Below are 26,515 nucleotides of genomic sequence, written 5' to 3' on the forward strand. Positions count from 1 at the left end.
ATTTGATTATAAATCAATGTTCACTCCTAATGAGAATATCCTTGGTCTTGGGTAGAAGCTGTTGTCTATACCGCTTGTTACTTCAGGGTCTAAGCCAGAGTATTTCGTGATAACAAACAGGTTTTGACCAGTGGCCGCCACACGAAGATTTGCCTTCTCGTTGAAAATTCTGCCAAAGTTGTAGCCAACGTTAATGTTGTCCAGGCGCAGGAACGATGCATTCTCGATGAAATAGTCAGAGAACAGGCGCTCGGATTCTTCACTTACAAAATTTGTCTCCAGGATGCTACTCGGAACAGTGAGCAAATAACCTGGCCAGTCCACATTGTTATAGAAGGCATTTGCGTTGATGTTGTTGTACACGTAATTGCCGATGGAGCCGCGGAACACAAATCCAAAGTTCCAGTTCTTGTAGCTCAGCTGTGATGTAAAGCCAAGGAACACATCTGGGTCCGGGCTCTGGTAACGGTAGAAGTCCTGGTCTGTGAACGAACCGTCTGCGTTGCGGTCGACGTACAGGCGCTCAATTGGAGAGCCATCCTCGTTGTACACCTGCTGATACACATAAAAAGTGTTTCGTGGAAACCCAACAGAGTTAATCTGGATAGTGTTACCCACACCACCGCCAATACCACCAACTTGCAAACCAACAAAAGAAGGATCTTCTCTATTGTTCAACTTAGTAATCTCATTCTGGTTATAGGTGGCGTTAAAGCCTAAATCCCAGGTAACATCGTTTGTGCTGATCGCTGTATAACTCAGGATAGCTTCAACACCCCTGTTTTCGAGGCTACCCACATTCGTAAACAAACGGTTTGTGAGATTTGCTCCAGCTGGAACAGGAATAATAGATAACAAGTCTTCTGTGCGCTTGAAGTAATAGTCTATGCTACCTGAAAGTTTGTTGTTCAGTATACCGAAGTCAACCCCGATATTATAAGTGGCAGTTTCCTCCCATTTGATGTCAGTATCGTAACCTGCAGGGCGTAAAGTAGAATAGAACTGATCTCCAAATTGGTAGCTGGCCTCATTGTTACTGTAGGCATAGCGTGGAAGGTATGGGTAGAAAGAACCTATATCCTGCTGTCCTGTAAGACCATAACCTAATCTTAACTTTAGATCAGAGATAGCCTCAACACCCTGCATAAAAGGTTCATCCGCTATTCTCCAGGCCAGTGCCAAGGCTGGGAACGTACCCCAACGCTGTTCCGGGCTGAAACGGGATGACCCGTCTCTACGGAGTGTAGCTGTTAACAGGTACTTTTCTCTGAACGTATAGTTCAGTCTTCCGAAGTAAGAAATCAGCACGTTGGTGTCTTCACCTGGTATTCCTGCTTGTGTGATAACAGTACCTTCTGTGTTTAATGTTGGGAAGGTAGGATTCTCATAATGAAACTTCTGATAAGAATAACCCGCTGTTAAGTCTACGCGGCTCTTGATAGCAGCATAATCCTGTGTATAATTCAGGTAGAAGTCGAGCAGTTGGTTTGTTTTGGTCTGCTCATAATGCGAAATGCTACCTTTCTGTGTAAATACTGAACCCAAAGTGGCAGGAAGTATAATATCCCCCTCGCCCTCTGACACATCGTAGCCCAGGTTCAGGTTAGCCCGCAGGGCAGGTAAAAAAGGAAGCTTGTAATCCAGCTGCAGGTTACCCATGCTTCTTTTTACATCGCTTGTATTACTTGTCTGCTCTAGGATGCTCAGTGGGTTACGTGGGGCCAGCGTGTTGATAATACCATTCGCGTCCACCCACTCAAAATAGCCACCGAACTGGTTATCTGCATACACAGGCTGCGTAGGGTCGAAGTACACGGCAGTACCAACAGCCCCTTCGTCAGCAAAGCGCTGCTCTGCCTTGATGCCTCTCACATTCAAGTTTACTTTCAGATGATCATCCAGGAAAGTCGGGTTCAGGGACAATGCAGCAGATGCTCTCTCCAGGTTAGAAGTGAGGAGCACGCCGTCCTGGTCTAAGTACCCAACAGAAACGCGGTAAGGTATGGACTTGATGCTTCCGCTTACGCTCAGGTTATTATCAAAACTCCAGGCATTGCGGTATATCAATTCTTGCCAGTTTGTGTTCGCGTCACCTAACAAGTCTCTGTTTGCCGGTGCTGCATACTGGTTTACTACAGCCCTGTACTCATCGCCCGTCAGTACGTCTATGGTATTAGGATTATAGGACAGGGAGGCAAGTGAGCTAAAATTCACACGGATTTTCTCGCCTGCTTTCCCTTTTTTGGTCGTGATGATGATAACACCGTTCGAGGCACGGGAGCCATATATAGCCGTTGCCGATGCGTCTCTCAGAATGTTAAATGACTCAATGTCATTCGGATTGATAAGGGCCAATGGGTTAGCTGTACCCGCTATACCCTGGTTATCTACCGGAACACCATCTATTACAATAAGTGGATCGTTACTGGCACTCAGGGAAGAACCACCACGGATTCTTATCTGGCTACCAGCACCAGGTGCACCGCTGTTTGAGGTAATTTGTACACCAGCCACTTTACCAGCTATCAGTTGCTCCGGTGTCTGTATGTTTCCTTTCTGGAATTCCTCTTCTGATATAGCCGTTACAGTACCGGTCAGGTCGCTCTTCTTCTGTGTACCGTATCCGATTACCACAACCTCCTCCAGCGCTTCAGCATCCTCTTGCAGCGTCACGTTAAACACTGACTGGTTTCCCACCGGCACTTCCTGTGTCGTGTAGCCAATGTAGGAGAACACAAGGGTGGCACCTGTAGAAGGCACTGCAAGGGAAAAGCCACCGTCCACTCCTGTTGCTGTTCCGCGAGTGGTTCCTTTCACTACAACAGTTACACCTGGTAAGCCAACGCCGGATGGATCCGTTACTTTTCCTGTCACCGTCACGTCGCCCTGCACAGGCCCGTTTTCAACATCCTTACGAACTGGCGCAAAGCTTTCAGCGGTAGCAGCAGGTTTCGAAGCAGCTTTCTGGATGATGTACACGTTGTTTACCTTTTTGTAGCTCAGCCCTGCCGGGGGCAGAACTCTCATCAAAAGCGCATCAGCATCGTTTTCTCCCTCCAGGGAGACTGGCACGCTCAACATTCTGTTTTGTGCTACATCCGCCTTAAAAGAAAACTGGATGCCAAACTTGCTTCGCAGGTCCGTCAGAACCTCGTTAACAGTTCTGCTAATGATGTTCGGTTTATTTCTGTTATAGTTAGCCGCAAGCTCCAACTGCACATCTGAATTGTTCAGAGTTTGCGCAGTTCCTGGTAAACAGAGGCAGCATAACGCAGTGGACAGGCTAAAGGCCTTAATCCGCCTTGTGTATTTATTTTGCATAGAACTTATTGATTTGTAAGACTTATTTTTATTTCCTGATTCTCCTTTGTAATCCTTACACCCAATGTCTCAGACACAGTGGCCAGAATGTTTTCTAAACCCCTGTCGTCCAGTTGGGCCGTGAGTTTCATATCTGCCAGTCCCTCCTCCTTCAGCGTGACATTGTAGCCGTATACTTCCTCCACCATAGTGGCTATCTCCTGAAGGGAGGTGTTATCAAAAATGACCCTGTTGTCTTTCCAGGAGGTATAGAGCGCTGGCCGGACTTTTCTTCTGGTGATACCTGCTCTGCTTCCCACAATTTCCACCAATTCCCCCGGCACCATGACCAGCTGGTAATGCTCATTATCGTTCTCGTAGGCAAGCCGGACTTTACCTGACACTAAGACTATGCGGTTCCTGCTCTCCCTGCTGGAGACATCGAAGGCAGTTCCCAGCACTTCCACCCGTACGCCATCATTCGTTTGAACGACGAATTTCTGGTCATTTTCTTTATGCGTGACTTCGAAAAAAGCCTCTCCATCCAGCTGCACCATGCGGATATCGCTGCCAGACCACTTCTTGGAAAATGAAATTCCGGAATTCCCGTTCAGCACCACGACTGACTCATCCGGAAGCTGCACTGTTTTCTTTTCACCATAAGCTGTTCTGTACTCCACCATCTCCACCTGCAGCAAATTATATAGGAAGAGCGCTGACAACAGGAGCAGTATACTCACAGATGCGGCAACTGCTATCACCTGTTTTCTTTGCCAAAAGCCAGGTGAAGCCACTTTAGACCCGCCGGCACTTCGAGGGGCCTCTGATCTGATTTTACCGTTCAGCTGCCGCCATATCGTCTCCAACTCATACGCGTGCAGCTCATCCTCATCTTCTGACAGCAACAGTACTATTTGCCGGGCCTCTTCCACTAATTCGCGGTGGCAGGGGTTTTGATGTAGCCAGTTCTCCCAAAACAAGTAGTCTTCAGGAGTAGGCGCTTTCACCCATTGAATAAAATCTTCGTCTACGGCAAGGTCTGATGCGTTTTCGTACTGGTACTTCATTAAATCTGCGTCTCTGTTTAGCCAGGGCAATGCCCTATACCTGTAATAGACTTGCAGCACCAATACTATCCCTCTTCCTGCTAAGTTTTTTCCCTTCGTTTTATACGCTCATCTGCCGTCTGCAGAAGCTTCTTCTATTCTTATGAATGCCAGCTATTTACCCTAACTGTTCTCTTTTGAACATCAACACAGCAGCACTTTTTACCTGACTTTGATAACACGCATATAATCTACCATGGCCTGGTTTATCTCCCCATGCATGTTTTCGTTGGCTGGCTCAAACGTGAGAGAGATTTTATGGCTCCCTTTCTGCAGCGGCACTTCCACTGCATTTGTAAAGCCCCAGTTGCTCCACTCACCCGCGCCACGCTGTGGCATTACAATCGTACCGACATACTCACTCCCTTTTTTAAGGGTGCGGATGGCTGCTTTGTTTTCTGTGTTAATAGGACCATTGCCATTCGCAAAGCGGAAATCGATAGCATACACACCGTCTTCCGGCACAGTGACGTTTACCTGCACCTGCCTGTTCTGTTGCTTGTTAAGCTCCACAAAGCCGGTGCCTGAGTATTCCCGGTAAGGCAGGTTTGCTTTTGGAGCCGATTTCTCCAGCTCAAACACCAGCTTGTGCTTGTCACATACCACCATCACCGGTTCACTGCCAAAAGAGGGAACACCGTTTTCATCCACGGCTACCACCATATATTCTGCATAGCTGTCAGCATTCACTTGCAGGCTGGTGTTTGTCATTTTCTCCAGTTCTTCTCCGTTTTTCATTACCTGGTAGGCCACGGCTCCAGCCACAGCTGGCCAGGAAAGCTTGCCTGCTGCATACCTTACCGTCGGGGTTGCCGGTGAAACATAATCCTGCCTATGGTTCACCTCTCCTCCTACCTCGTTATTCGCCAGCTCTATTTTGATTGAGTGGTTACCTGAAAGCGAGGCAGGAATCTCTGGCTTGTCTAAGGCCTTTCCATCTAGGGTGATGGTCTTGATTTGGTTTCCATAGCCACTCAGTTCAAAGTTGAGCAAGGCGTTTCTATACTTCAGGTTGCTGAGTTTGTGGTTGCCTGCATAGGCCTTTGGCACAAAGGGCTTCAGTTCCAGCCTGTCTGCCTTCATGTCTATTCCGAAGAACACTCTGTAGACCATGGCAAGGTTTCCGGCCACACTCCACAGCTGCCTGTCAGAGTTGATCTGGGTGCCTGCGTAATCACCAGTGCTGGCGACAAAGTTTTCTTTGTTTGTAAGAAAAAGAGCAGCGGGACGATAGATGGCGCTGATGCTTTCTGTTAGTGCTTTTTCATTACCGGCTTTGGCCGCTGCCAGGCACCAGTAGGCCTGCACAAAAGGCCAGATGCCATTGTTGTGGTAGGGCGGAATGCCAGGTATCTGCGGGTATATACTTGGAATGCCATAGTCAGTAACAGGTGTGCTGGCCACTACTTTCCTGCTACGTTCTGCATCGGCCACGCCATACAGGACACTCAGCGCCTCCCCCAATGCTTCGGCGCGCGGCGAAAGGACCTTGTAGTTTCGGCCGTACAGGTACTGGCCATAGTAGCCTTTCTCCTCCTGCCACAACCGCTCATTCATACCGCTTTTTATTCGCTCCGCCACCTCCTTAAATTTGTCAGCTGCCGCTTTATCCTGCAGCAGGTCCGCCATTTGCGAGGCCACCAGGTTTGCCTGGTAGTGAACGCCATTGGTACCTAAGTTCTCTGACTCATAGATATCCGCAGGTTGCATCCACAGCGGGTATGTCTGTTCGCGCCAGTCCAGGAAAGACGACTCACCCCGCACTAACCCCGTCTCCTGATTATAGGCGTTCTTATAGTCATCTTCAAGCGAATTTTTAATTATCTGGTAGGTTTCACGCAGCCAAATTTCGTTTCCAGTTGCCTTGTATACTTCCCAGGCGGCCACTACCCAAATCATCCTGTCTGTGGAGACGGGGTAGGCTCCTCCTGTGCCGGTATCCTGTATAATGCGGCCGTTCTTCACTTTGCGCATCAGGCTGTTCATCGACACTTCAGGCTGTAGTTGGGCCATACCCAGTATGATACTGTAACTGATGTCGCGCGTCCAGACGCCAGCCCACTCCTTTCCGGTACGAAAGGTGCTATCAGCCTCAATGTCTTTCTGCATCTCCTCCAGCGCCAGGTTATAAAGCGCCTCCACCAGCGGGTAATCAGAAGCATACTGCGGGAAAGCGGAGATATCCTGAGACAGCTGCCACTGCGTATCGGTCTGCTTGCTGTCTTCCGGTGAGTTCAGCTGGAGTGTTGTCTCATATATACCGTCACCATCAGCATCTGTGAGCGCCATATCTTCTTTGCCGCCCAGGTTGTCGAAGTCCCAGCTCATTGGCGCAGTGTTTCCGGCAATGTAAATGCCTTTATAATCTTCTTTGTAGACTTTGTCACCGGTCTGGGTGGTGAAGTAGCCCTGTTTCTCAAATGCCTGCAATACCTGCCGCATGTCCAGGCGCACCTGCATCTCCATGTTAGGTGTCAGGTACATCCCATCCTGAACAGCTGTGGTATCTTTGTACTGCTGACCAAAAACGATAAGAGGCGTTTCACAGGTGCCATCGCTTGCTATGCAATTGAAGTGATGGTCAGTGCCGGAGACCATCTCGTTGTCACTGCCATTTATAGCGAACTTAAACGTGATTCGCGGGTTCTGGAATTCATTTGCCGGGCTCTTGTAGCTGGAGGTTATTTCTCTGGCTGAAACCACCCTTGCCACATGCTCCCCCTGCACCACACTGTCCGGGTAGAGCACATAAACCTCCGACTGCCAGATAGGAGTGGCCACAGCGTCGACAGTACTCTCCACCGGCTTCTGTGTCTGGCAGGCACCTATTGTCAGTAGCGTGAGGAGTAAGCTTGTCCGGAGATTGATTCTATTCATGTACATGAGGTTATTCCAATACTGATTGCCAGCATTACCTTCTGGCTTACAGGCCGCGCTCATCTTCTTTTCTGCAAGACAGATGAGCTTCTATAATTTCCCCAGCTAAAGGCCGCTACTTCGGAACCGACGCCAGGAGCAAATGTTAGTACTCACTTACAAATAAGCAGTACATCATAGGCAACATCAATTTATCTATTTAAAATGTAGAAAATACTGGCGCGCTCAATACATTAATATACTGTATATCAATATTTTAAGTATAAAATAACTAAAAAAAAGAGTAGGTATAATATAGACTAAAAAAAGCCGGAGGAGGAGCAAAAAGAGACAAAACAGGTGGCGCATCTTCCATATACCTGTTGTTACGACAACGTCCGAGGACTTAGTTCTTCACTTAAAAGGAGAACAAGCGCACAGAAACGGCTTACCTGGCCAGTTAAAATATATCGAAGAGCGGATAGGAAAGGATGATTAAAAAGCAGCCTTGATGTAAGAATCAGAAAGGTAAGAAAGTGCAGTTAAATGCAGCTTGTATGGGCATTACCCTATATATGCAGTGTTGATTTAGTAGAGACTAAAAAGGCTTAATTTCCATAATCTTCTTCTCGAACTCCTCGTTCGGAAGGATGGACTTATTTTTCACCTTTGTCTTGTAGTTATAAATGGTAGAAACAGAATACTCCAGGATACGGGCTATCTGCTCATGGTCATGTATACCGATGCGAATCAGTGCGAAAATCCGCAGCTCCACATTCAGGGAATCACGGTTCTTGCAAATGATTTTATCTTCTTCGTTGAAATAAGAATTAAAAACAGTTATAAAATCAGGGAACAGCTTCATGAATATCTTATCGAAGTCTGTGTACAGCGCCTCCCTCTCCTTTTTTAGGTTTACACTCTTCAGCACATGTGGTATTTCATCGTACTTCTTCGCCATCCATTTGGTGTCCACTGATTTTTTAAACTTCTCCAGTTTGTTTATGTACTCTGAGTGGACATTGAAGGCGTGGCCAATGTATTCTTCTTTAATAATGTTAGCCTCCAGCAGCTTGTCATTTATTTCCTGAAGCCGCAGGTTAGCCTCTGTTACAGACTGCTTCGCCAGCCGGAGCTGCTTCAGTTGCCTGAAAATGATAAAGGCAAAGGCTACTACCAGCACAGACAGCATTGTAACCGCAATGGCATAAAAAAAGAGGGTTCTGCGCTGCCCTTCCACCGTCACCAGCCTCTCCCCCTCAATGATGGGTAATATGCCTGCCACCTGTATTTTACGTTGCCTGGCGCCATAAAAGTCAGCATCTTCCATCGCCTGTTTAATGTAGGTGTAGGCCCTGCTCTCATCACCGTTGTTGTACAGCAGTTCTGCCAAGTTCATCAGGGCAACCACTTCTGTAACGGAGGATTTCATATCTGCAATAGCTGCCTTCGCCATCATCTGTACCGCTTTGTCTGTTTCACCCAGGGCTTTGTAGATAATCCCGAGCGAATGCGCCGCCATGGCATACTGGTGGAAGGTAGGATTGTATTTATCGATCACTGTCTGAAAATCAGCTTTAGCTTTCTCAAAGTTACCAACCGCTTCATGTTTCATTCCGCGTAAAGAATAAAACTGCAGGCTGTTCTGGTTTGTGAGGGCAAGTGCCGAATCTACATAAAGTCCCCCCAGGTTAATGTATTTGTTTGAGTAATACTTATCCTGATTATAGCTGGAAAGGTCATAATAAGCCCTCGCCCTCTGTGCATAATAATCTACTTTTATGCTGTCGGGCCTGTTCTTCAGGTTTACAGAGTCCAGGGTTTGCAGGGCCTCCGTAAACATTCCCGAAGAGAGCAGGATAAAGCTCAGATTCAGCCTTGCCTTTGATATCCTGGTCGAGTCTTGTAATTTATCAGCTGTTTCCTGCAGTTTGAGCGCATAGGTAAAAGCAGAATCATAGTTAAAGGAGCGGTATTCGTTGTACAGGCTGTTATAAACCTCAAACTGACGCACAAGCGAGGTATTTTCATTTTCTGCCAGTACTTTATTCAGCCTTTCTATCCGCTCTCTTTTTTTGCTGATATAAGTCTCTTTATTTTCTATTGCCTGACTTACCTCCTGAAGCAAACTATCTGTTTTATCTGCTGGTAAAGCCGGCATAGCATACAGGAAAAGCACCAGCAGAAGTGAAAGAAGCTTCATATATAAATAAATTGTACAGATAAGGCTTTATTTGCTAACTATACAAAAGTAGCAGATAAATTCAGACTTAGCCTAACGTTAGGAGTACCTGGATCTGATTACGCTTCTGCAAACATAATGCCTTGATCAGAATAATATATATTGGGCTTGCTCACTCAGCACAGAGAGGGCAAAGACACTGACACAGACCTTTGCCAGCAGCATCTGCAGTTTTTCGATTGCTTTGTAGGTGAGTTTATAGACAGATTGCTGCTCTATACCCATTACAGCAGAAATTTCTTCGTACTTCAGGTTAGAGTAATACTTCAGGAAGATAACTTCCCGCTGCCGGTCGGGCAGCTGTGCCAGGACAGAGGCAAGACGCTCCCGGTTGTGCTCCGATGTTTGCAGTGCAATCAGGTCTGCCTCATAAGAAGTTGCTGACTCAAAGCAGTATTCCTCCGGCAACGCCTCGTGTGTGATGCCCCGGGTGAGTTTTTTAATGATTTCGCAACGAAGTGCTTTTAAGAGGTAATTCTTAACACTGAGGGGGGTGGAAATATTTTCTTTGCTTTTCCACAAGGTGAAAAAGACCTGCTGTATAGCGTCTTTTACCAGTTCTCTGTCTTTTGATAATTTGGAACCGTACCGGAACATGGTTGGTGCATACTCCCTGTAGAGGAGGGTGAAATCACCTTCGCTGCCATTCTTAAAATTAATCCACAACTCCAGTTCAGTCATTGCAACTAAGGTTCATTGAAATCATCAGATTTACATGTTATCATTCATTCCGGGCAGCTGAAACAGGATACGCTACGAAGCACCTACTGTTACAAAACCCACTTTAAAAGCAAGTCAGTAGAAACTCAACATCATTTTCATCCTACTATAGTTGGGGGCCATCTGCTAGTTGCGATGCCAAAATTCCGGAATTTTAATCTAAAGAAAAAATTTGCTTTCAGGCAGTGAGTGACAAGTCACTTACACTAAACAGCTTGAAGTCTAAAGTGTTTGTGAATTTGGTTTAGAAAAATTAAAGAAGGTCTTGACTGATTATCAGGAAGAGGAGTTTTTTAATTTCATGGGAGCTCACGCTGCCGGCTCTAGGTTTAGAAATAGATGAGGGAGGAATGCTGTCTAAGCTGCTTAGCTTCTGATTATCCAGCGGCATCAGACCTACTGTTCTATAGCTGTTGCTATGTGCTCTTCAGGCTGGGGTAGGGGCCCTATATCAGGGAGGCCTCGTCTTGGGGGTAGGGGCACTCTTGGGCATCGCGCTGTGTATTTAAAGTTGCCCTCGCTCTGCTGCAGGCTACTGAGCTTGCAGCGGAGCGAGGCACTCAACCCAAAGAATTTAAACACACTCACTCCATGCCAACACCTATCAAAGGCTTGTTTATGGAAGGAGCTTTGTGCGATTGGGTATAAAATTGAACAGCAGCATTAACACCTATTATAACTGGAAGTTTGGCTTCTAAGTAACATAGCCGCAGCGGGTACACTATACATGAATACGCTGCAGCTTTGAATGATTGTATTTAAAAATGGTGGCAGTGCACCAAGCCGCTATACAAGCTCTTTAAGGCGTGCGGCACTTGTTTCTGGTGTGATATCACGCTGTGGGTCTCCCATCATCTCATAACCCACCATAAACTTTTTGACGGAGGCTGAACGAAGCAGCGGTGGGTAAAAGTGCATGTGCAGGTGCCAGCTTGGGTGTTGCTGCCCATCCGTAGGCCGCTGGTGTATGCCCGCCGAGTACGGGAACGATACATTAAACACCCTATCATATACCACAGACAGCCGCTTGATGGCATCGGCAAAAGCATATTTTTCCGCCTCATCCATCTGCCCGATGTGCTGTAAATGGCGCCGGGGTAGAATAAGTGTTTCGAAGGGCCACACAGCCCAGAAAGGTACCAGCACCACAAAGTGATCATTCAGGTAAACGATACGCTTGTTCTCCTCCAGTTCTAACTCCAGGTAATCCTGCAGGAGACTGCGCTGGTGCTGCTCATAGTAAGCAGCCTGAAGCGCTGTCTCTTTGGCTGGCCCGGCGGGTATGGAACTCTGCGCCCATATTTGTCCGTGCGGGTGTGGGTTGCTGCTCCCCATCACCTGGCCTTTGTTCTCGAAAATCTGCACGTGGTTGATAAAGTCCAGCATACCCAGTTCCTCGTACTCCTGCTGCCACAGGTCCACCACCTTCCTGATCTCTTCCACCTCCATGTCCGACAGCGTCTGGTCATGGCGCGGCGAAAAACAAATTACTTTACAGATACCACGCTCGCTCTCCGCCTGCAGCAAACCACCTTTTGTGAAAGAGCCGCCGGGGGCACCAGGCTGAAGCGCCGCGAAGTCATTATCAAAGGCATAAGTAGATTTGTAATCAGGGTTGTGCTCGCCGTTGGCCCGTTCATTAGTTGGACACAGGTAGCATTTAGGGTCGTACTGCGGGCGGTTCTCTTTAGGCAACTCCTCCTGCTGCCCCTGCCATGGCCGCTTGGCCCTGTGCGGAGATACAAGTACCCACTCGCCACTGAGCGGGTTAAACCTACGATGCGGATGTTCCGCTAAATCAAAAGATGACATGTCTTCCTGTTTTAGAATAAAGCCACAGGCACTGCTGTGGCTTTGACAAAACTTATTTATTTCACGAAGCTGCTTCCGTCCACAATTTCTGCTATGTACGTTTTCAGCTGCACACTGAACTCCTGCTGATAGGCTTTTTCCATCTGCGCCACAAACTCGTCCAGGGCATTTACTTTTACCAGGTTAATGGTACACCCCCCGAAGCCACCGCCCATCATACGTGCACCCAATACGGCATGAGACTGCCTTGCCTGCTCTACCAGGAAATCCAGCTCCGGGCAACTTACCTCATAGTCATGCTGCAAGCCGGCATGGGAAGCATACATCCTGTCTCCGAAGGACTTCATGTCGCCTTTTTCCAGGTCAGCGCAGGCTGCCTCTACCCTGTTGTTCTCGCTTACCACATAGGTGCATCGCCTGTACACCACAGGGTCAAATTCCTGCTGGTGCTGTGCCAGCATGTCCAGCTTTACATCGCGAAGACTTTGCACCTCCGGGTAATATTTCTGTAGTATAGCCACACCTGCCTCACACTCTTTCCGGCGCGTATTATACTCCGAAGAAGCCAGCGAGTGCTTTACCTGGGTGTCGCAGAGTACAATCCGGTAATCCTGCATTGCGAGGTTATAATACTCGTACTCCAGCGAGCGGCAGTCCAGTTTGATGGCATGGTTTTGTTTGCCATACATACTGGCGAACTGATCCATGATGCCGCACATCACACCTGCATATTCATGCTCTGCCTTCTGCGCCATTTTGACAAGTGTTAACTTTTCTATGTTAAAACCAAAGGTTTCATTTAGGCCAAAGGCAAGGCCGCACTCTACGGCTGCAGAGGAAGAAAGACCGGCACCAATAGGTATGTTGCCCCCAAACACAAGGTCAAACCCTTTTACTTGGTAGTTTGCCTTCTGCAACTGCGCAATTACGCCCAGCAGATAATTGGCCCAGCCAATGTCAGACGGCTGTACGTTGGCAAGATCAAACTCAGCACGCTCTTCCAGGTTAAAGGAGTAGGCCCGGAAAGTGTTAGTGTTATTGGGCGCTATGGCAAAAAATATTTCTTTGTTTATGGCCGCCGGCAATACGAAGCCATTGTTATAGTCGGTGTGTTCCCCAATGAGGTTAACCCGCCCCGGGGAGCGGAAAACAGTTGGTTTCTGGTTATATATCTCGCTGAATTTCTGGGCAATCTCGTTTACCATTTTCCTGTTGCTTTACCCCGGCAGCTGTCAAAGGCCGGGCGTAGTGTGATACATATCGAATAAAGCTAATAAAATACTTTATAAAGGCTTACGCAAAAAGCGGCGAACACAGACAGCACTTACTTAACTCTCCGCAAAATGTATTGTATAACTTGTTTTGTCATTTCGACCAAAGGGAGAAATCTGGAGTGATAGATAATTCAGATTTCTCCCTATGGTCGAAATGACAAATTTAATTAGGAAGGGCTCACTCCTTTGGATTATTTAATCTTCTAAGATGACGGTGCTGTATGGGGCAAGTTTCAGCATATTATTACTCTTCGTACTGGCTTTGCTCTGGAAGCGCACATCCTCATAAGCTGCCAAAGTTTCAGGCAGGGAAACAGACACCTCTTTGTCAGAAAGGTTGTGCAACACGAGGAGGGATTCATCTTCATACTTTCTTAAGAAGGCACTGATGCTCTTAGGCCCTAAGTTAAGTGGCTCCAGTTCGCCATAGGTAAGCGCTTTGCTGTTGTTTCGGAGTTGAATGAACCGTTTGTAGTGGTTTAAGATTGAATTCTCGTCTTCCAGTTGCACTGCAGCCGGAGTCACGGTCTGGTCGGTGCTATACTTTGGCTCCACCCAGGTGGCACGGCAGCCATCCTCTTCTTTTTTCTCCCATATAAAAGGCTCCCGTATCAGCTCGTCCGGCTTTTTACCTTTCATACCTATTTCTTCCCCATAGTACATGTAAGGAGACCCTGGCAGGGTGAAAAGAAGGGCAGCTGCCATTTTCGCTTTGTTCATGTTGCCGTTCACCTCACTCATAATGCGGTTCTGGTCATGGTTCGTAAGGAAGGTAGCATCCACGAAATCAGGATTTACGGAGCTGTAAAAGTCCCTGATCTTTCTATGATTACTTACCAGCTCTCCAGCGTCTTCTTTGTTAACTGCATTGGTTATGGCATAGCCCATATCGAAGTTAAACAATGCCGGTAGGCCCTTCATATAAGGAGCAACGGTGGCAGCATCCGCCCATACTTCCCCAACCAGGTATGCATCTTCTTTCACCTTCAGCATTTCATTTCTGAAATCAATCCAGAACTGGTGATTATCCTCTGGTCTGTCGTCCGGGAAAATATGGCGGGCTGCATCCAGACGGAAGCCATCAACGCCCACTTCAGAAAGCCAGAAACGGCCAATTTTATATATTTCTTCCCGCAGCTTGGGGCTGTCGAAATTGAGATCAGGCATGCCGTCATAGAAGTAGCCATAGTACAGGGAATCGCTACCGGCTACTTTATGCCACCGGTTCACGTTATCCGAGTCTCCGGCCAATATCTTGCCTTCTTTCTGTGTCTGTGGGTCGTCTTTATGCGCCCATACATAATATTCTCTGTAGGGGCTGTTTGCATTACGGGAGGCCTCCTGAAACCAGGGATGGTCGCTGCCGGAGTGGTTCACCACCAGGTCCATCACCACGTGAATGCCCCGCTCATGGGCCTCTTGAATAAACTCTTTGTAATCCTCTAATGTGCCATAGTCAGGGTGAATGTCATAATAGTCCGTCACGTTGTATTTGTGGTAAGACGGCGATGGGTTCATTGGCATCAGCCAGATACCCTCCACACCTAAATCCCTGAGATAATCCAGCTTGGAGGTCATGCCTTTGATGTCTCCTATGCCATCGCCATTCGAATCGCAGAAGGACTGCACAAAAATTTCATAGGTTACGCCTCTTGGCCACTCGCTGGCTTTTTCCTGTTCATCTGGCTGTTGCGTAGTGGCAACTGCCTGCGTTTGGCTAGTTTGATCTACTGAGCTGCAGGCTATAGAAAAAACAAAAGAAGCTGCCAACGCGAGGTGCAAAAGATTCTTTTTTTTCATTGGTTTTCTGTCTGAGATTAGAAGCTTATATTTTTATCTTCATCATTTGGCAGATGAAGAGCCATCTTTATGAACGATGCAACTACAGGGCTCTCTTCATACCGCGGCGGCTGGTGTTCAACTAAATTACTGTCCTGCTTTCTTTAACCACACCCCCTCTACCTCAAATGAATAAGGTTTTCCTTTTTCTGCCGGTGACAAGCCCTCTCCTATGGTGATTTCGAATTTCTCCGCCTGCTGCAGGTTAAGGGGCTCCATTCTTCCGGGCTTAAACCAGAACGGATGGAAGCCAGGGTATGGCCTCGGCAACAGCATAAAAGAAGCTGCCTGCAGGCTGCTTATGGGAATTTCAATTTCCCGCAAAGTATTGTCTAATGTGACCTGAGCAGCGTAGGCCGAAGCGTCGTCTGTTATGAGCGACACCTTTGCCTGTACCGGCTGCGGGTTAGTGGTGCGGGCTCTAATAATAATCCTGTTGAAAGAAAGCAGTTCTGACTGGCGGCCTTTTAGTTTGTCTCCGAAATAATACTGCCAGCCCATCACATCGTGCCCCGTCAGTTCTTTTGCTGCTAAACGCAGACGCAGCTGGCCTGGCTTTTCTCCGGTTAAGTACTGCCTTTCTTCAGGCCTCCACAGGTTAGGGTATACAAAAATATTCTGGTCCTGCGTGGGATTAAACAGCTCCAGCGCACCGTTTTCAGAAGCTACAAATGTTTGCCAGGTGTCGTTCTCTACATAGTCCCAGGCCCAGGGATTGCCTTTGTGAGCTCCCGGAAAGGTGATAAACTCTCCCTCCTTTGTCTCCACAATGATGCGGTATCGGACCAGGCCCGGTATAGCCATATCGGCAGGAAGCGTGGCCTGATAGGTATAGGAGGCATCCTGCTGCATTGGGACGGTTTTCCAGGTGCCAGATAGATTACTGGCAGCCAGGCTTACTTTTGCTGCTGTACCGATACCTGTTATTTTTGCCGAAACCACTATAGGCTTACCGGCAGAAACTTCATTCAGTGGCTCATGCGACACATATGCTTCGTTTGTGATGGGCTTAGGGGCCACATACTCATTTAAACCAATAGCGCCTAAATTCCTGCTACTGATGTTGCGGCTGTTCTTTCCTTTCTTGGTCAGCAGGTATGTTCCTGGTTTCACCTGAAAACTTCTGTTTGCTGCGGTAGCTGTATAGCTGTTACCCTCATTCAGCCCTCGCACACTGAAGTCAGTACCCAGGTCGGGTAAGCTTATTCCCATGGGCTGGTCCTGCCACTGAATGCGGGTCACTACTTTCTGTGGGGATGCCTTGGCGAATGGATCGCGCACATGGATGGCATCCGGCATAACTTCCAGGCGCCATACACCATTCTCCAGCTTTTCTATAAAGTAGGCGCCTGTGCCTTTGTATTGGACTACAGGAGAGGAACCCACTCCGGCAATCTTAATCAGCTTTGAAACATTGACAGGCTTTGTGCGGGTGGTGTTGGAGTAGTAAAACTTCTGCGGCGCATTCATCTCACTCAGGTTTTCATTGTAGCTCACCCGAAACACATCAAAAACGGTGTCTAAAGGGTAAGTGCCGTAGTTCTTCAGCCTCGGAAGTTTATGAAAGGCCTCCGAGGCCACCATATAGGAAACAGCTTTGGAAGGTGTGTAAGCGAGGTTGAGGTAGTGCGTCTGGTATTCGGTGTTGCCATAGGCTGTCGCCAGTGGATCGTATGCAAACTGGGTGGCCCACTGGAACCCGGCACCACGGAAACTTCGTGCCATGGCAGGGTACATAATGGGCTGCAGGATATCGCCGGCATCAAACTCATACACCATGCGGGCCTTTCCGGCATATTGCGGTATAGTATCAAACGGAATCCCGTACTGGTCTACATGTGGCAGGTAATTGCCTTCCAGCGTCCGGTTGGCCACCAGGCCCGTCGGGTACCACTGGAAACTTACGCCATCAATGTTTGCCTTAGCCACCGCATCGGCATATGTAGGTGATTCGCTGATGTTGTAGAAAATTGGTTTTGTCCATCCGGTGCCTCGCACTGCTTTAACCATCCGGTTCACGAACTCAGTTGCCCGCGCTTTCGGACCAGAGTGGCGCGGCTCGTTGTTGATTTCTGCGGCAATAATATCCGGATCATCCTGGTAGGTGAGCTTGGTATAAGGGTTGACGTGCTGGAAGAACTGCTGCAGGTACCTTTCCTGTGCCAGAAAAGCCTTTTCTTCAGTTACAGCCTGCCGCTTATTGTAGATACTGGAGAATCCTGCAGTTTTCACATCCGGCTCCGGATAACCTGATCCCCAGTAAGCGATTGGTGTTACCAGTACTTTGATATTACGCTCTTTCAGTTTTGCAATCAGGTAGTCGAACAGGCGCAGGTGCTCATTCTCCAGCAGATTGCCTACTGAGTCTGTTATCTCTGTGTCCCAAACGTGCACCCGGAAAGCATCCAGACCCATGCGGGCGAAGTGGTATACGTCTGCATCAATTGCCTTTTCAAGGTCAACGTTCAGGGCTTTGTGTGAGCGGTAGCCATAGGCGAAGGGCACGGTATAGTTTACACCAAAAAATTCAGCTTCTTTATTTCCTTTCTGCCACCGCAGTACGCCTTGCTTGTCTACATAAACGCCAGCCCTGTTCTGGCTGAAAATTTCTGTGTTTACCGTTAGCAGAAGCGTGAGCAGCAAGAACAGCTTCACGCTGAACCAGTGTGTGTTTTTCATTACTTGTTGATCATTTCTTGACGCAGGAATCAGTAAAGTTTCTAACACTTTCTCCTGAAACTTGTGCATCGATGTATTCCTTGATGGATTAAATATTGGTTGTTTTCAAAATAGTATTATCTATGTGACTTCAGATGCATACTGTTGCACAGCTTAATCAATAGAAATGCCATCAAACCTTCTTCTAAAAAAAGAACCCACCCCTACCCCTCCGAGGAGGGGAATACTTCACTCTTTCAGAAAATCCCAGCCTTGGAGGGGTAGGAGTTGGTAAAAGGGTATCTCTTTCTTAACAGCTGATACTACTCCGCAGAGTTGTATTCTAGATAAATAAAATCTACTGCGCCAGCTTCACCAATTTCCTGGTGCTCTTCTGCCCGCCCTGCTCTACCTGCAGATAATACAACCCACCTGCTAAGCCTTGTAGGTTGAGTTGTTCCTGTAGCGTTTGCTGCGCCTTCTGAATCCTGAAGTTTCGGAGCACGCGGCCTGTCACGTCCACTACCTGCAGCGACACAGCACCACGGTAGCTGCTGTTCAGCTCAATCACAGTAGCTCCTTCTATAGGGTTTGGGTACACTACCAGCAATTTGGCATCAGCTAACTCTTCTTCGGCATTCAGCACATTTTGCTGCCATGGCAGCAAGTTGGCAGGTGGAGCAGGCAGCCTTTCGGACGTCAACATCCTGAATTCCCCTGGCATTAGCGTAATGGTTTCAGCTGTATTCGTCACATTCACTTCATCTCCAGTAAAATGATCATACCAAGTGCCGGTTGATGGAATATTTGCTGCCACCTGCTGGCTTTGCACATCGAAGTTGCCGATAAGAAAAACGGTCATGTCTTCGCCATTCAGGGTAATGCGTTTCACCATGCCGTCCAAAGCCAGGTTGAAGTTATCAGTGGAGAAGGCGGGAACAGTGGTTTTTAATTTGATGAGCTCGGCGTATAAGTTGAACAGCTTCTTTCGCTCCGGATCATTCTGGTATTCCCAGCGCAATGGTTTCGCGCCTGTTCTTCCGTTCTGTTCAATAGATACATCGTAGCCTAACTCTCCGAATTGCCAGATCATTTTAGGACCTGGCACGGAAAGGCTGAATGCTGCCGCCAACTTAGCACGGTTCAGTGCTGTGGTCAGGTCACGGGTATTATAACTTCCGGCTGACTTGCCGTTTTGCAGTACATCAAACAGTAGACGCTCCTCATCATGGCTTTCTATATAACCTATCACGTGCGGCACCTGCCAGCCACGCTCCTTGTAAGAGATCCAGGCTGGGTTAGCACTGTTACCTTTGGCAAGATTGCGGTAATCATGGTTCAGGTTTCCCCAGAAAAGCATTCCGACTTCGGCCAGTTCTTTTTCCTCCTGGTTCACAGCAAAGTGCTCCAGAATAATATAAGCAGTCGGATCAAAAGCGCGTATGTCCTGGTAAATGTCTTTCCAGATGGCTACACGGCTGGCATCATAGGCACTCCAGGCGTTTACATCGTTACCTGTATTCCGCTGTGTAAAGCCCTTGGAAAGGTCAAAGCGGTAACCATCAATTTTATACTCTTCGAGCCAGTAGCGGTTCACCCGTTCCACAAGAGCCTTTGTTGCTGCACTTTCATGATTAAAGTCGAAGAATACGCTGAAAGGATGCGTCGCCTGTTGGTTAAAGTAAGGATTGTTAGCAGCAGGTCGGCTGTTCGCTTCATCCCAGTAAAGACGCACGTACGGGTTTTCGTAATCTGCCTGGTTCAGTACGATGTCCAGAATGACGGCAATACCAGCTTTATGGCATGCGTCTATAAAGGCCTTCAGGTCTTCCTCGGTACCATAAGCTTTATCCGGGGCAAAAAAGAAAGTTGGGTTATAGCCCCAGGAGTCGTTGCCCGAAAACTCCATGACAGGCATCAGCTGAATGGCATTGATGTTCAGGCTCTTCAGGTACGAGAGCGTATCGATGAGGGTCTGGTAGTTGCGGGTGGCTACAAAATCACGCACCAGCAATTCGTAAATCACCAGGCTCTCCACATCCGGGCGCACAAAGTTCTCAACCTGCCAGTTATACTCAGGCTGGTTTGTCTGCAGCACCGACACAATTCCGTTGGCACGGGTCGGGTACGGCTTCAGGTCAGGGTAATTGGCATCGGTCAAAAACTTGTCGTTGTTAGGGTCCAGTATCTTTTCTGTGTAAGGGTCTGCCACTGCAATGGTACCATCCACGAGGTACTGGAAGGCCACTTCTTCGCCTGCCGGCAAACCTGTCAACCGGAGCCAGTAGCGATTACCATCAGGCGTGAGCTTCATCAGATATTCTTCAGAAGGCAGCCAGTTGTTAAACTCCCCAATCACGTAAACAAAGTCTTTTTCAGGCGCAAACAGCGTCAGCACCACCTCGTTTCCGTTGATATAGTTAATGCCATCCTGCACACCAGCGGGGAGAGCAGCCACCACAGGAGCAGGCTCAACGATAAAGTAAAAGGTATCTCTGGCTGTTTCGGTGGCGGTTGTAGCTTCTAATATTACCCTACGGCGTGTTCCGGCCTGCGTACCCGTGTTGAGGGTATAGTTTAAGGCCACCTCGTTTGTAGCCGTAGCCACTACTGTATTGTCCAGTTTCAGTGTGAGGTTGGCACGGGTGGAGGAAGCAGCCTGTACATCAATGGTGGAGTTGGCCTGTGTAAAGAGAAGCTCTTTTGAGGGAGCTATAAAAGCTGTTGTAAATTCGTCCGGATAAATGCGAACGAAAAGGTCCTCCGTCTGCGCAGTACCATTGGCATTTTTCAGCAGCAAACCTAACCTCCTAATGGGCACATTGTCCGGCACACCAAAGTATTGGCGGGGTACAATCTTAATTTGCCAGCGATTGTTGCCAAGGTATGTCATCTTACCAGGCTCGAAAGGCTGTGCAAAATTTGTCTGCCCTTCTGGCTGATACTGGAAAGCGTCACCGTCCTCTGTCGTTCCGGCACCGGACCACAAGTATACACCAGTAGTCAAACCCAATAAGCCAGCCTTTCTGGAGTCGGTTGCTTTTGATAAATCAAATGTAATGGTTACCTCCTCATTTGCTGTCGGAAAAGTGGGAGATGTTGTAACTACCTGCCCAGCCGCCTGTAAACAGAAGCAGAAAAAGAGAAGGAAGAAAATAGATGATTTCTTAAAAGTAAAAAGGTTCATAGGCCTTAATTAATTGGTGCTGCAAAAAAAATTATTGAAAGGAAAACCCGGACCAGCCTATATATTGACCAATAAGTGATAATACTCACAAAATCACATGTTGATGCAGGTGCTTTCTCTGTTACACGTTGCAATATGAAATCATGTTTGCTTAGGATATCAAAAACAGGCTTCCTATTATGAAGAGTAGACTCCTGTGGCCTATACTATCCCTCGTATTTACTCTTTTTTTCTAAAGAAGAAGCAGGAGCTGCTCCGGAAGTATAACTTGAAGATGAACTTGCACAGAATGTAGAGGGGATGCCTTCGCTGCCGGAAAGTAAAAACACCTCACTGCCAGCCCCGTATATACCGGAAGTTATAACCTTAAATGAAAATGGCTTTGAATATCACACACGACGAAGAAGACCTGCGCTTTTACGCAATAGTTGAAGGGGACGAGGCAGAGTTAACCTATACCTACCCTGAAAGCGGGGTAATGGACTTTGACCACACCTTTGTGCCGGAAGGAAGCCGGGGGCAAGGACTGGCGGATCAGCTGGTGAAAACAGGCTTGGACTATGCACGTTCCCAGAATTACCAGATAGTACCTTCCTGCCCGGTGGTGGGCGCCTACATCAAGCGACACCCCGATTACAGGGATCTTGTTCAACCTGAATAAAATAGTTTAACTTCAGCTCCTGGGTAGATTCAACCAGGAGCTGTTTTCTTTCCTGCCAGCCTGTTACCTCTCCTGCCGCAGTCACATTTGGCATCAACCTTGCAAAATCTTACATTAGCTTTCGGTTATTCAGCCAGAGCAAGTTTAAACAGGTTGAAAATAGGATTACCGGCTGCACATACTTTTGATGAAGAAACACCCATCTAAAACCACCCTAGCCCTTCTGTTGATTGGTTCAGGCTTATCCTTTGGCGCGCTGCAGGCACATGCCCAGTCGCCGGAATTTACGCGGCAGGATACACTCCGCGGCAGCATTACGCCTGAACGCGCCTGGTGGGACCTGACCTATTACCATTTAAATGTACAGGTGAACCCGAACGACAGCACCATCCGGGGCGTGAACACTATCCAGTATAAAGTATTGGAGCCACAGCAGCGCATGCAGATAGACCTGCAACCTCCTATGCGAATAGAAAAAGTAGTGCAGAATGGAAAAGAACTGCCATTGCAGCGTGACGGAAATGCCTATTTTGTGCAACTGGCGGAGCAGCAGCCTGGCAGCATCAAAAGCGTGGATGTGCACTTTGGCGGGAAGCCTCAGGTAAGCGAAAACCCTCCGTGGAGTGGCGGCATCACCTGGCAGTACGACTCGAACGGGAGACCCTTTGTAGCTAACTCGAACCAGGGCGACGGCGCCAGCCTGTGGTGGCCCGTGAAGGACCATATGTATGATGAGCCTGACAGCATGCTGATTAGTGCCAGAGTACCCGAAGGCCTGACAGATGTATCAAACGGCCGCCTGCGCAAGGTAGAACAGCACCCTGACGGCACCAGCACCTTCCACTGGTTTGTCTCTAACCCCATCAACAACTATGGCGTGAATGTGAACGTGGCCGATTACGTTCACTTCTCAGACAAGTACCAGGGCGAAAAAGGACAACTGGACCTCGACTACTATGTGCTGCGTGGCAACCTCGACAAGGCAAAGGAGCAGTTCAAGGAAGTGCCACGCATGCTGAAGGCTTTCGAACATTGGTTTGGCCCCTACCCTTTTTACGAAGACAGCTATAAACTGGTGGAGGCTCCTTACCTCGGCATGGAGCACCAGAGCTCTGTAACGTATGGCAACGGCTACCGGAATGGCTACCTCGGCCGCGACTTAAGCCGCACCGGCTGGGGAAAGAAGTTCGACTACATTATCATACATGAGTCCGGGCATGAGTGGTTTGCCAACAACATCACGTACAAAGACTATGCTGACATGTGGATTCACGAAAGCTTCACCACCTACTCGGAGAACCTTTTCCTGGACTACCACTATGGCAAAGACGCTGCGGCTGACTATGTGATTGGTCAACGCGCGCTCATTCAGAACGACCGCCCGATTATAGGAACTTACGGCGTGAACCACACCGGCTCCGGTGATATGTATTTTAAGGGAGCCAACATGCTGCACACCCTGCGCCAGTTAGTGAATGATGACGAAAAATGGCGCAGCATTCTCCGTGGGCTAAACAAGGACTTTTACCACCAGACAGTAACCACTGCCCAAATAGAGAACTACCTGAGTCAGCATGTTGGCCGTAACCTAAGCCCTTTCTTTGATCAGTACCTTCGGGATGTGCGCATCCCTAAACTGGAATACCGCCAGGAAGGCACTAAGCTAATGTACCGTTGGAGCAATACGGTAGCAGATTTCAACATGCCTGTGAAGGTATATGTAAACGGGAAAGCGAAATGGCTGGAGCCAACTACAAACTGGCAGGAACTGAAAGAGGCGCCTAAAAAAGTGAAACTGGAGGTAGATAGAAACTTCTACGTCACAGCGGAAAAAGCAACCGCATCATAAGCCGATATAGAAAAGAAAAGGCTAAAGTCAGCCATCCTCAGCACCCAAACGGGTATGGCAAACCTTTAGCCTTGCTTATTAGTTCTAAAAACCACGAACAGCTTCTACTGTTATATCTGCTGTTCTTTTAACTGCTTTACCCTTTGTTCACTCATACGTTATTCAATTCATCAGCATATGCCTCTATTAGCCGGATTGCGTGTTAATTCTGCTATTTTACCTACAAATACGTAGCTTCTCCATTCACTTTTCTACTGCTCTTACCCTTATAAGTACGAACTCGTGGCTCTAGAACATCTTGTCTTCGGTGTCCTCACTACTATCCTATTTTTCGTAACGGCAGCACCTAAGCATTTATACTTAAACGAGAGTAAGTATCCGGTATTTAGCCTGTATTAACAACCAATGCTATCTAGAAAAGCAGCACCCGAGCTCCAAATTCGTTAATTTGAAGTAATGGTCACAAGTGATGTGCAAGAGCAGGTTTTGGTTGGTTGATTTCCTTTACAGGAGTTGAAGCTCTTTTGCTTGTGTCCACTTTTATTTGTTTGATGTTGATGGAGGGGTGCTGAAGATGGGTGCCCGAGGCACCCCTACCATTCAATTAGATAAAAGCATCCTCAGGTTAACAATCTTTCTGATTAACCCACTTAAGCAGTGGAATTTTCCGCTTTTCGTTCTCCACCATACCTTTTGAAGTGCTACTATGCTTGCCTAAGCAATGAAGCATTTTTAGTTCACTCCGTTTTTGTTTCCGCTTTAAAATAAGGATTGATGCCATGGCACTTTTAGCGCAACAGGTGCAGGATTGTCATTTTATAACAGCGAGTGGCCGCTTAGATGCTGATGATTGCCGGCAGCTCAAACAGATTATTTCAAACGCCACAGCAAAGCAAGTTCGCCACGTGCTGGTTGACTGCGAGCGTATAAACCATGTTACGACTGAAGCACTACGTATTGTGCTCTCCATGACCACCCACGCTGAAGTAACTGGAATTAATCTCCTATTTCACCATGTTAATACAAAATTTCAGGAAATAATAGACAAAACAGGACTAGATTCCGTACTACACATTGTTTTGAGCTTAAAAGAAGCTTACCAGTACTGTAAACAAAATACGTAGTCTTATATGGACAGTTCCCTGCACCATTTTAACACCAGTTTTCTTCCAGTTGAAAATGGCATTATCCTGAGTATGAAAGGTGAACTTGATGCCAGTTCGTCTTTGATGACCATTAACATTTTGGAAAATATAGTTGCCTCGGGTGTAGGTCATTTAATATTAGACTGTACAGAAATGAAGAATATTTCCTCGGCAGGTATAGGAGTCATTTTATCAGTTTACCACCTCTCCCTGGAAAAGCACACCCGGCTTACTTTGTTTGGTCTCCAGCCCCAGATTCAAAGCTTGTTCGAGGCACTGGGTATAAACAGGCTCATGCACATTACCCATACAAGAGAGGAAGCCTTAACACCTGCAGCAGTTGTTGCCAAGCTGGCTTGATTGAACACGTACTTCTTCCCCTCCACTTATCTCCGGCTATTTAGTAAGCTATAGTATCTTCTAAATCAAAGAAATATCATCGGGTAAGCAACTGCTTTTACATGTAGCCTGCTCCTGTACAGGCATCTACCTAAACTCAGCATAAAAGACCTGTCTTCTCAGCATTATTTCATAGTTTAGGACTACTAAACCATACTGTCATTTTAAATGCTCCGCATAAAGCCTTTTTTTTTGGTCCTTTTCGTCCTTTTTTCTCCTATTCTTTTTGCACAAACTTCAGATGTCTACTATCTCCTAAAACCGGAAAGGGTGTTTGATGGGGAAAAGATGCAAACAGGATGGCAGGTGCTGGTAAAGAACAATAGAATTGAAGCTGCAGGCGCCAACCTACACGCGCCTCCTGCAGCCGAGGTAATAGAGTTGAAAGGGCAGACCCTGCTACCAGGGCTTATTGAAGGACACAGCCACCTGTTCCTGCACCCTTACAACGAAACTTCCTGGAACGACCAGGTACTGAAAGAGTCGCGGGTGGAGCGGGTGGCAAGGGCGACGGTGCATGCCCGAAACACGCTGCTGGCTGGTTTCACCACTGTAAGAGATTTAGGCACAGAAGGTGCAGGCTACGATGATGTCGGGCTGAAGCAGGCGATACAAAAGGGAGTAATACCGGGCCCCCGCATGCTGATTGCCACCCGGGCCATTGTGGCATCAGGCAGTTATGGCCCTAAAGAACTGAGCTACGAAATAGAAACACCCATTGGTGCCGCTGTGGCTGATGGTGTGGATGGCCTGACAAAAGAGGTAAGAACGCAGATTGGCAACGGAGCCGATTTAATAAAAGTATACGCTGACTACCGCTGGGGCATGAACGGAGAAGCAGCTCCCACTTTCACGGTGGAAGAGCTGAAGACTATAGTGGAAGTGGCGGGCGCGGCAGGCAGGCCTGTAGTAGCACACGCTTCTACCCCGGAAGGGATGCGGCGCGCCATTGCAGCGGGTGTTTCAACAATCGAGCATGCCGACGATGCCACGCTGGAAGTGTACCGCCTGATGAAAAAGAACAAGGTGGCCCTCTGCCCTACCCTTGCCGCCGGGGATGCCATTTTGCAGTACCATGGCTGGCAGAAAGGCAGCCAGCCAGAACCGGCCCGTATACAGCAGAAACGCAAGAGCTTTAAGGAGGCCCTGGATACCGGCGTAACCATTTGCATGGGTGGCGATGTTGGCGTTTATACCCACGGCGACAATGCCCGGGAGATGGAACTGATGGTAGATTACGGTATGAAACCGCTGGACGTGCTGCGCGCCGCCACCTCTGTCAATGCCGATGTGTTCAGGGTAAGCGATAGAATAGGCCGCATCAAAGCCGGGTTACTGGCAGACATCATTGCTGTTGAAGGTGATCCCACAGCAGACATATCGCAGGTGAGAAAAGTAAACTTTGTGATGAAAGACGGGCAAGTTCACAAAAAGTAAGCTGCATTGATTAAGTTGATACAGCACTGC

General features: G+C 47.8%; 15 protein-coding genes. 5 read left to right on the forward strand and 10 right to left on the reverse strand.

Annotated elements, in window-relative coordinates; all coding sequences use genetic code 11:
• Positions 1-6: 6 nt before the first annotated feature.
• The 10 genes from ACFS7Z_RS03350 to ACFS7Z_RS03395 all read right to left on the reverse strand — a co-directional run bounded on the left by ACFS7Z_RS03350 (position 7) and on the right by ACFS7Z_RS03395 (position 20,994).
• Positions 7-3,219 (reverse strand): SusC/RagA family TonB-linked outer membrane protein, encoded by a 3,213-nt coding sequence (locus ACFS7Z_RS03350; RefSeq protein ID WP_377480891.1) that lies wholly within the window; start codon positions 3,217-3,219, stop codon positions 7-9.
• 107 nt (positions 3,220-3,326) lie between these two features.
• Positions 3,327-4,367 (reverse strand): FecR family protein, encoded by a 1,041-nt coding sequence (locus ACFS7Z_RS03355; protein WP_377480895.1) that lies wholly within the window; start codon positions 4,365-4,367, stop codon positions 3,327-3,329.
• Positions 4,368-4,568: 201 nt separating this feature from the next.
• Positions 4,569-7,283, reverse strand: a complete 2,715-nt coding sequence (locus tag ACFS7Z_RS03360; RefSeq protein WP_377480898.1) for an alpha-L-rhamnosidase-related protein — start codon at positions 7,281-7,283, stop codon at positions 4,569-4,571.
• 577 nt (positions 7,284-7,860) lie between these two features.
• A complete protein-coding gene (locus ACFS7Z_RS03365; RefSeq protein WP_377480901.1) occupies positions 7,861-9,465 on the reverse strand; it encodes a DUF6377 domain-containing protein in 1,605 nt (534 codons plus the stop codon).
• A 126-nt stretch (positions 9,466-9,591) separates the two neighbouring features.
• Entirely contained in the window at positions 9,592-10,185 is a 594-nt protein-coding gene (locus ACFS7Z_RS03370) for an RNA polymerase sigma factor (RefSeq protein WP_377480904.1), read from the reverse strand.
• Between the two features lie 825 nt (positions 10,186-11,010).
• A complete protein-coding gene (locus ACFS7Z_RS03375; RefSeq protein WP_377480907.1) occupies positions 11,011-12,036 on the reverse strand; it encodes a UDP-glucose--hexose-1-phosphate uridylyltransferase in 1,026 nt (341 codons plus the stop codon).
• Between the two features lie 56 nt (positions 12,037-12,092).
• Positions 12,093-13,241, reverse strand: a complete 1,149-nt coding sequence (locus tag ACFS7Z_RS03380; RefSeq protein WP_377480909.1) for a galactokinase — start codon at positions 13,239-13,241, stop codon at positions 12,093-12,095.
• Positions 13,242-13,505: 264 nt separating this feature from the next.
• Entirely contained in the window at positions 13,506-15,110 is a 1,605-nt protein-coding gene (locus ACFS7Z_RS03385) for an alpha-amylase family glycosyl hydrolase (RefSeq protein WP_377480912.1), read from the reverse strand.
• 126 nt (positions 15,111-15,236) lie between these two features.
• Positions 15,237-17,828: a cellulase family glycosylhydrolase gene (locus ACFS7Z_RS03390; RefSeq protein ID WP_377480915.1), complete on the reverse strand. Its 2,592-nt coding sequence runs from the start codon at positions 17,826-17,828 to the stop codon at positions 15,237-15,239.
• A gap of 337 nt (positions 17,829-18,165) precedes the next feature.
• A complete protein-coding gene (locus ACFS7Z_RS03395; protein WP_377480918.1) occupies positions 18,166-20,994 on the reverse strand; it encodes a DUF4961 domain-containing protein in 2,829 nt (942 codons plus the stop codon).
• Positions 20,995-21,370: 376 nt separating this feature from the next.
• Here ACFS7Z_RS03395 and ACFS7Z_RS03400 point away from each other — a divergent pair, with 376 nt between their 5' ends.
• From ACFS7Z_RS03400 to ACFS7Z_RS03420, 5 genes are all read left to right on the forward strand, one after another.
• Positions 21,371-21,655 carry a GNAT family N-acetyltransferase gene (locus tag ACFS7Z_RS03400; protein ID WP_377480921.1) on the forward strand — a complete coding sequence of 95 codons (285 nt, stop codon included), beginning with the start codon at positions 21,371-21,373 and terminating at the stop codon, positions 21,653-21,655.
• A 187-nt stretch (positions 21,656-21,842) separates the two neighbouring features.
• Entirely contained in the window at positions 21,843-23,504 is a 1,662-nt protein-coding gene (locus ACFS7Z_RS03405) for a M1 family metallopeptidase (protein WP_377480924.1), read from the forward strand.
• A gap of 779 nt (positions 23,505-24,283) precedes the next feature.
• Complete coding sequence (locus ACFS7Z_RS03410) at positions 24,284-24,628, forward strand: STAS domain-containing protein (RefSeq protein WP_377480927.1); 345 nt, start codon at positions 24,284-24,286, stop codon at positions 24,626-24,628.
• Positions 24,629-24,634: 6 nt separating this feature from the next.
• A complete protein-coding gene (locus tag ACFS7Z_RS03415; RefSeq protein ID WP_377480930.1) occupies positions 24,635-25,009 on the forward strand; it encodes an STAS domain-containing protein in 375 nt (124 codons plus the stop codon).
• 207 nt (positions 25,010-25,216) lie between these two features.
• Entirely contained in the window at positions 25,217-26,485 is a 1,269-nt protein-coding gene (locus ACFS7Z_RS03420; RefSeq protein WP_377480933.1) for a metal-dependent hydrolase family protein, read from the forward strand.
• Positions 26,486-26,515 lie beyond the last annotated feature (30 nt).

This window comes from Pontibacter toksunensis (assembly GCF_042686245.1).
GTDB lineage: Bacteria > Bacteroidota > Bacteroidia > Cytophagales > Hymenobacteraceae > Pontibacter > Pontibacter toksunensis.

Coding starts and splice junctions, on each gene's coding strand:
- ACFS7Z_RS03385 (WP_377480912.1), bottom strand. CDS start 15,110: ATGAAAAAAAAGAATCTTTTGCACCTCGCGTTGGCAGCTTCTTTTGTT.
- ACFS7Z_RS03415 (WP_377480930.1), top strand. CDS start 24,635: ATGGACAGTTCCCTGCACCATTTTAACACCAGTTTTCTTCCAGTTGAA.
- ACFS7Z_RS03370 (WP_377480904.1), bottom strand. CDS start 10,185: ATGACTGAACTGGAGTTGTGGATTAATTTTAAGAATGGCAGCGAAGGT.
- ACFS7Z_RS03365 (WP_377480901.1), bottom strand. CDS start 9,465: ATGAAGCTTCTTTCACTTCTGCTGGTGCTTTTCCTGTATGCTATGCCG.
- ACFS7Z_RS03375 (WP_377480907.1), bottom strand. CDS start 12,036: ATGTCATCTTTTGATTTAGCGGAACATCCGCATCGTAGGTTTAACCCG.
- ACFS7Z_RS03390 (WP_377480915.1), bottom strand. CDS start 17,828: ATGAAAAACACACACTGGTTCAGCGTGAAGCTGTTCTTGCTGCTCACG.
- ACFS7Z_RS03400 (WP_377480921.1), top strand. CDS start 21,371: ATGGCTTTGAATATCACACACGACGAAGAAGACCTGCGCTTTTACGCA.
- ACFS7Z_RS03360 (WP_377480898.1), bottom strand. CDS start 7,283: ATGAATAGAATCAATCTCCGGACAAGCTTACTCCTCACGCTACTGACA.
- ACFS7Z_RS03410 (WP_377480927.1), top strand. CDS start 24,284: ATGGCACTTTTAGCGCAACAGGTGCAGGATTGTCATTTTATAACAGCG.
- ACFS7Z_RS03420 (WP_377480933.1), top strand. CDS start 25,217: ATGCTCCGCATAAAGCCTTTTTTTTTGGTCCTTTTCGTCCTTTTTTCT.
- ACFS7Z_RS03355 (WP_377480895.1), bottom strand. CDS start 4,367: ATGAAGTACCAGTACGAAAACGCATCAGACCTTGCCGTAGACGAAGAT.
- ACFS7Z_RS03395 (WP_377480918.1), bottom strand. CDS start 20,994: ATGAACCTTTTTACTTTTAAGAAATCATCTATTTTCTTCCTTCTCTTT.
- ACFS7Z_RS03405 (WP_377480924.1), top strand. CDS start 21,843: ATGAAGAAACACCCATCTAAAACCACCCTAGCCCTTCTGTTGATTGGT.
- ACFS7Z_RS03380 (WP_377480909.1), bottom strand. CDS start 13,241: ATGGTAAACGAGATTGCCCAGAAATTCAGCGAGATATATAACCAGAAA.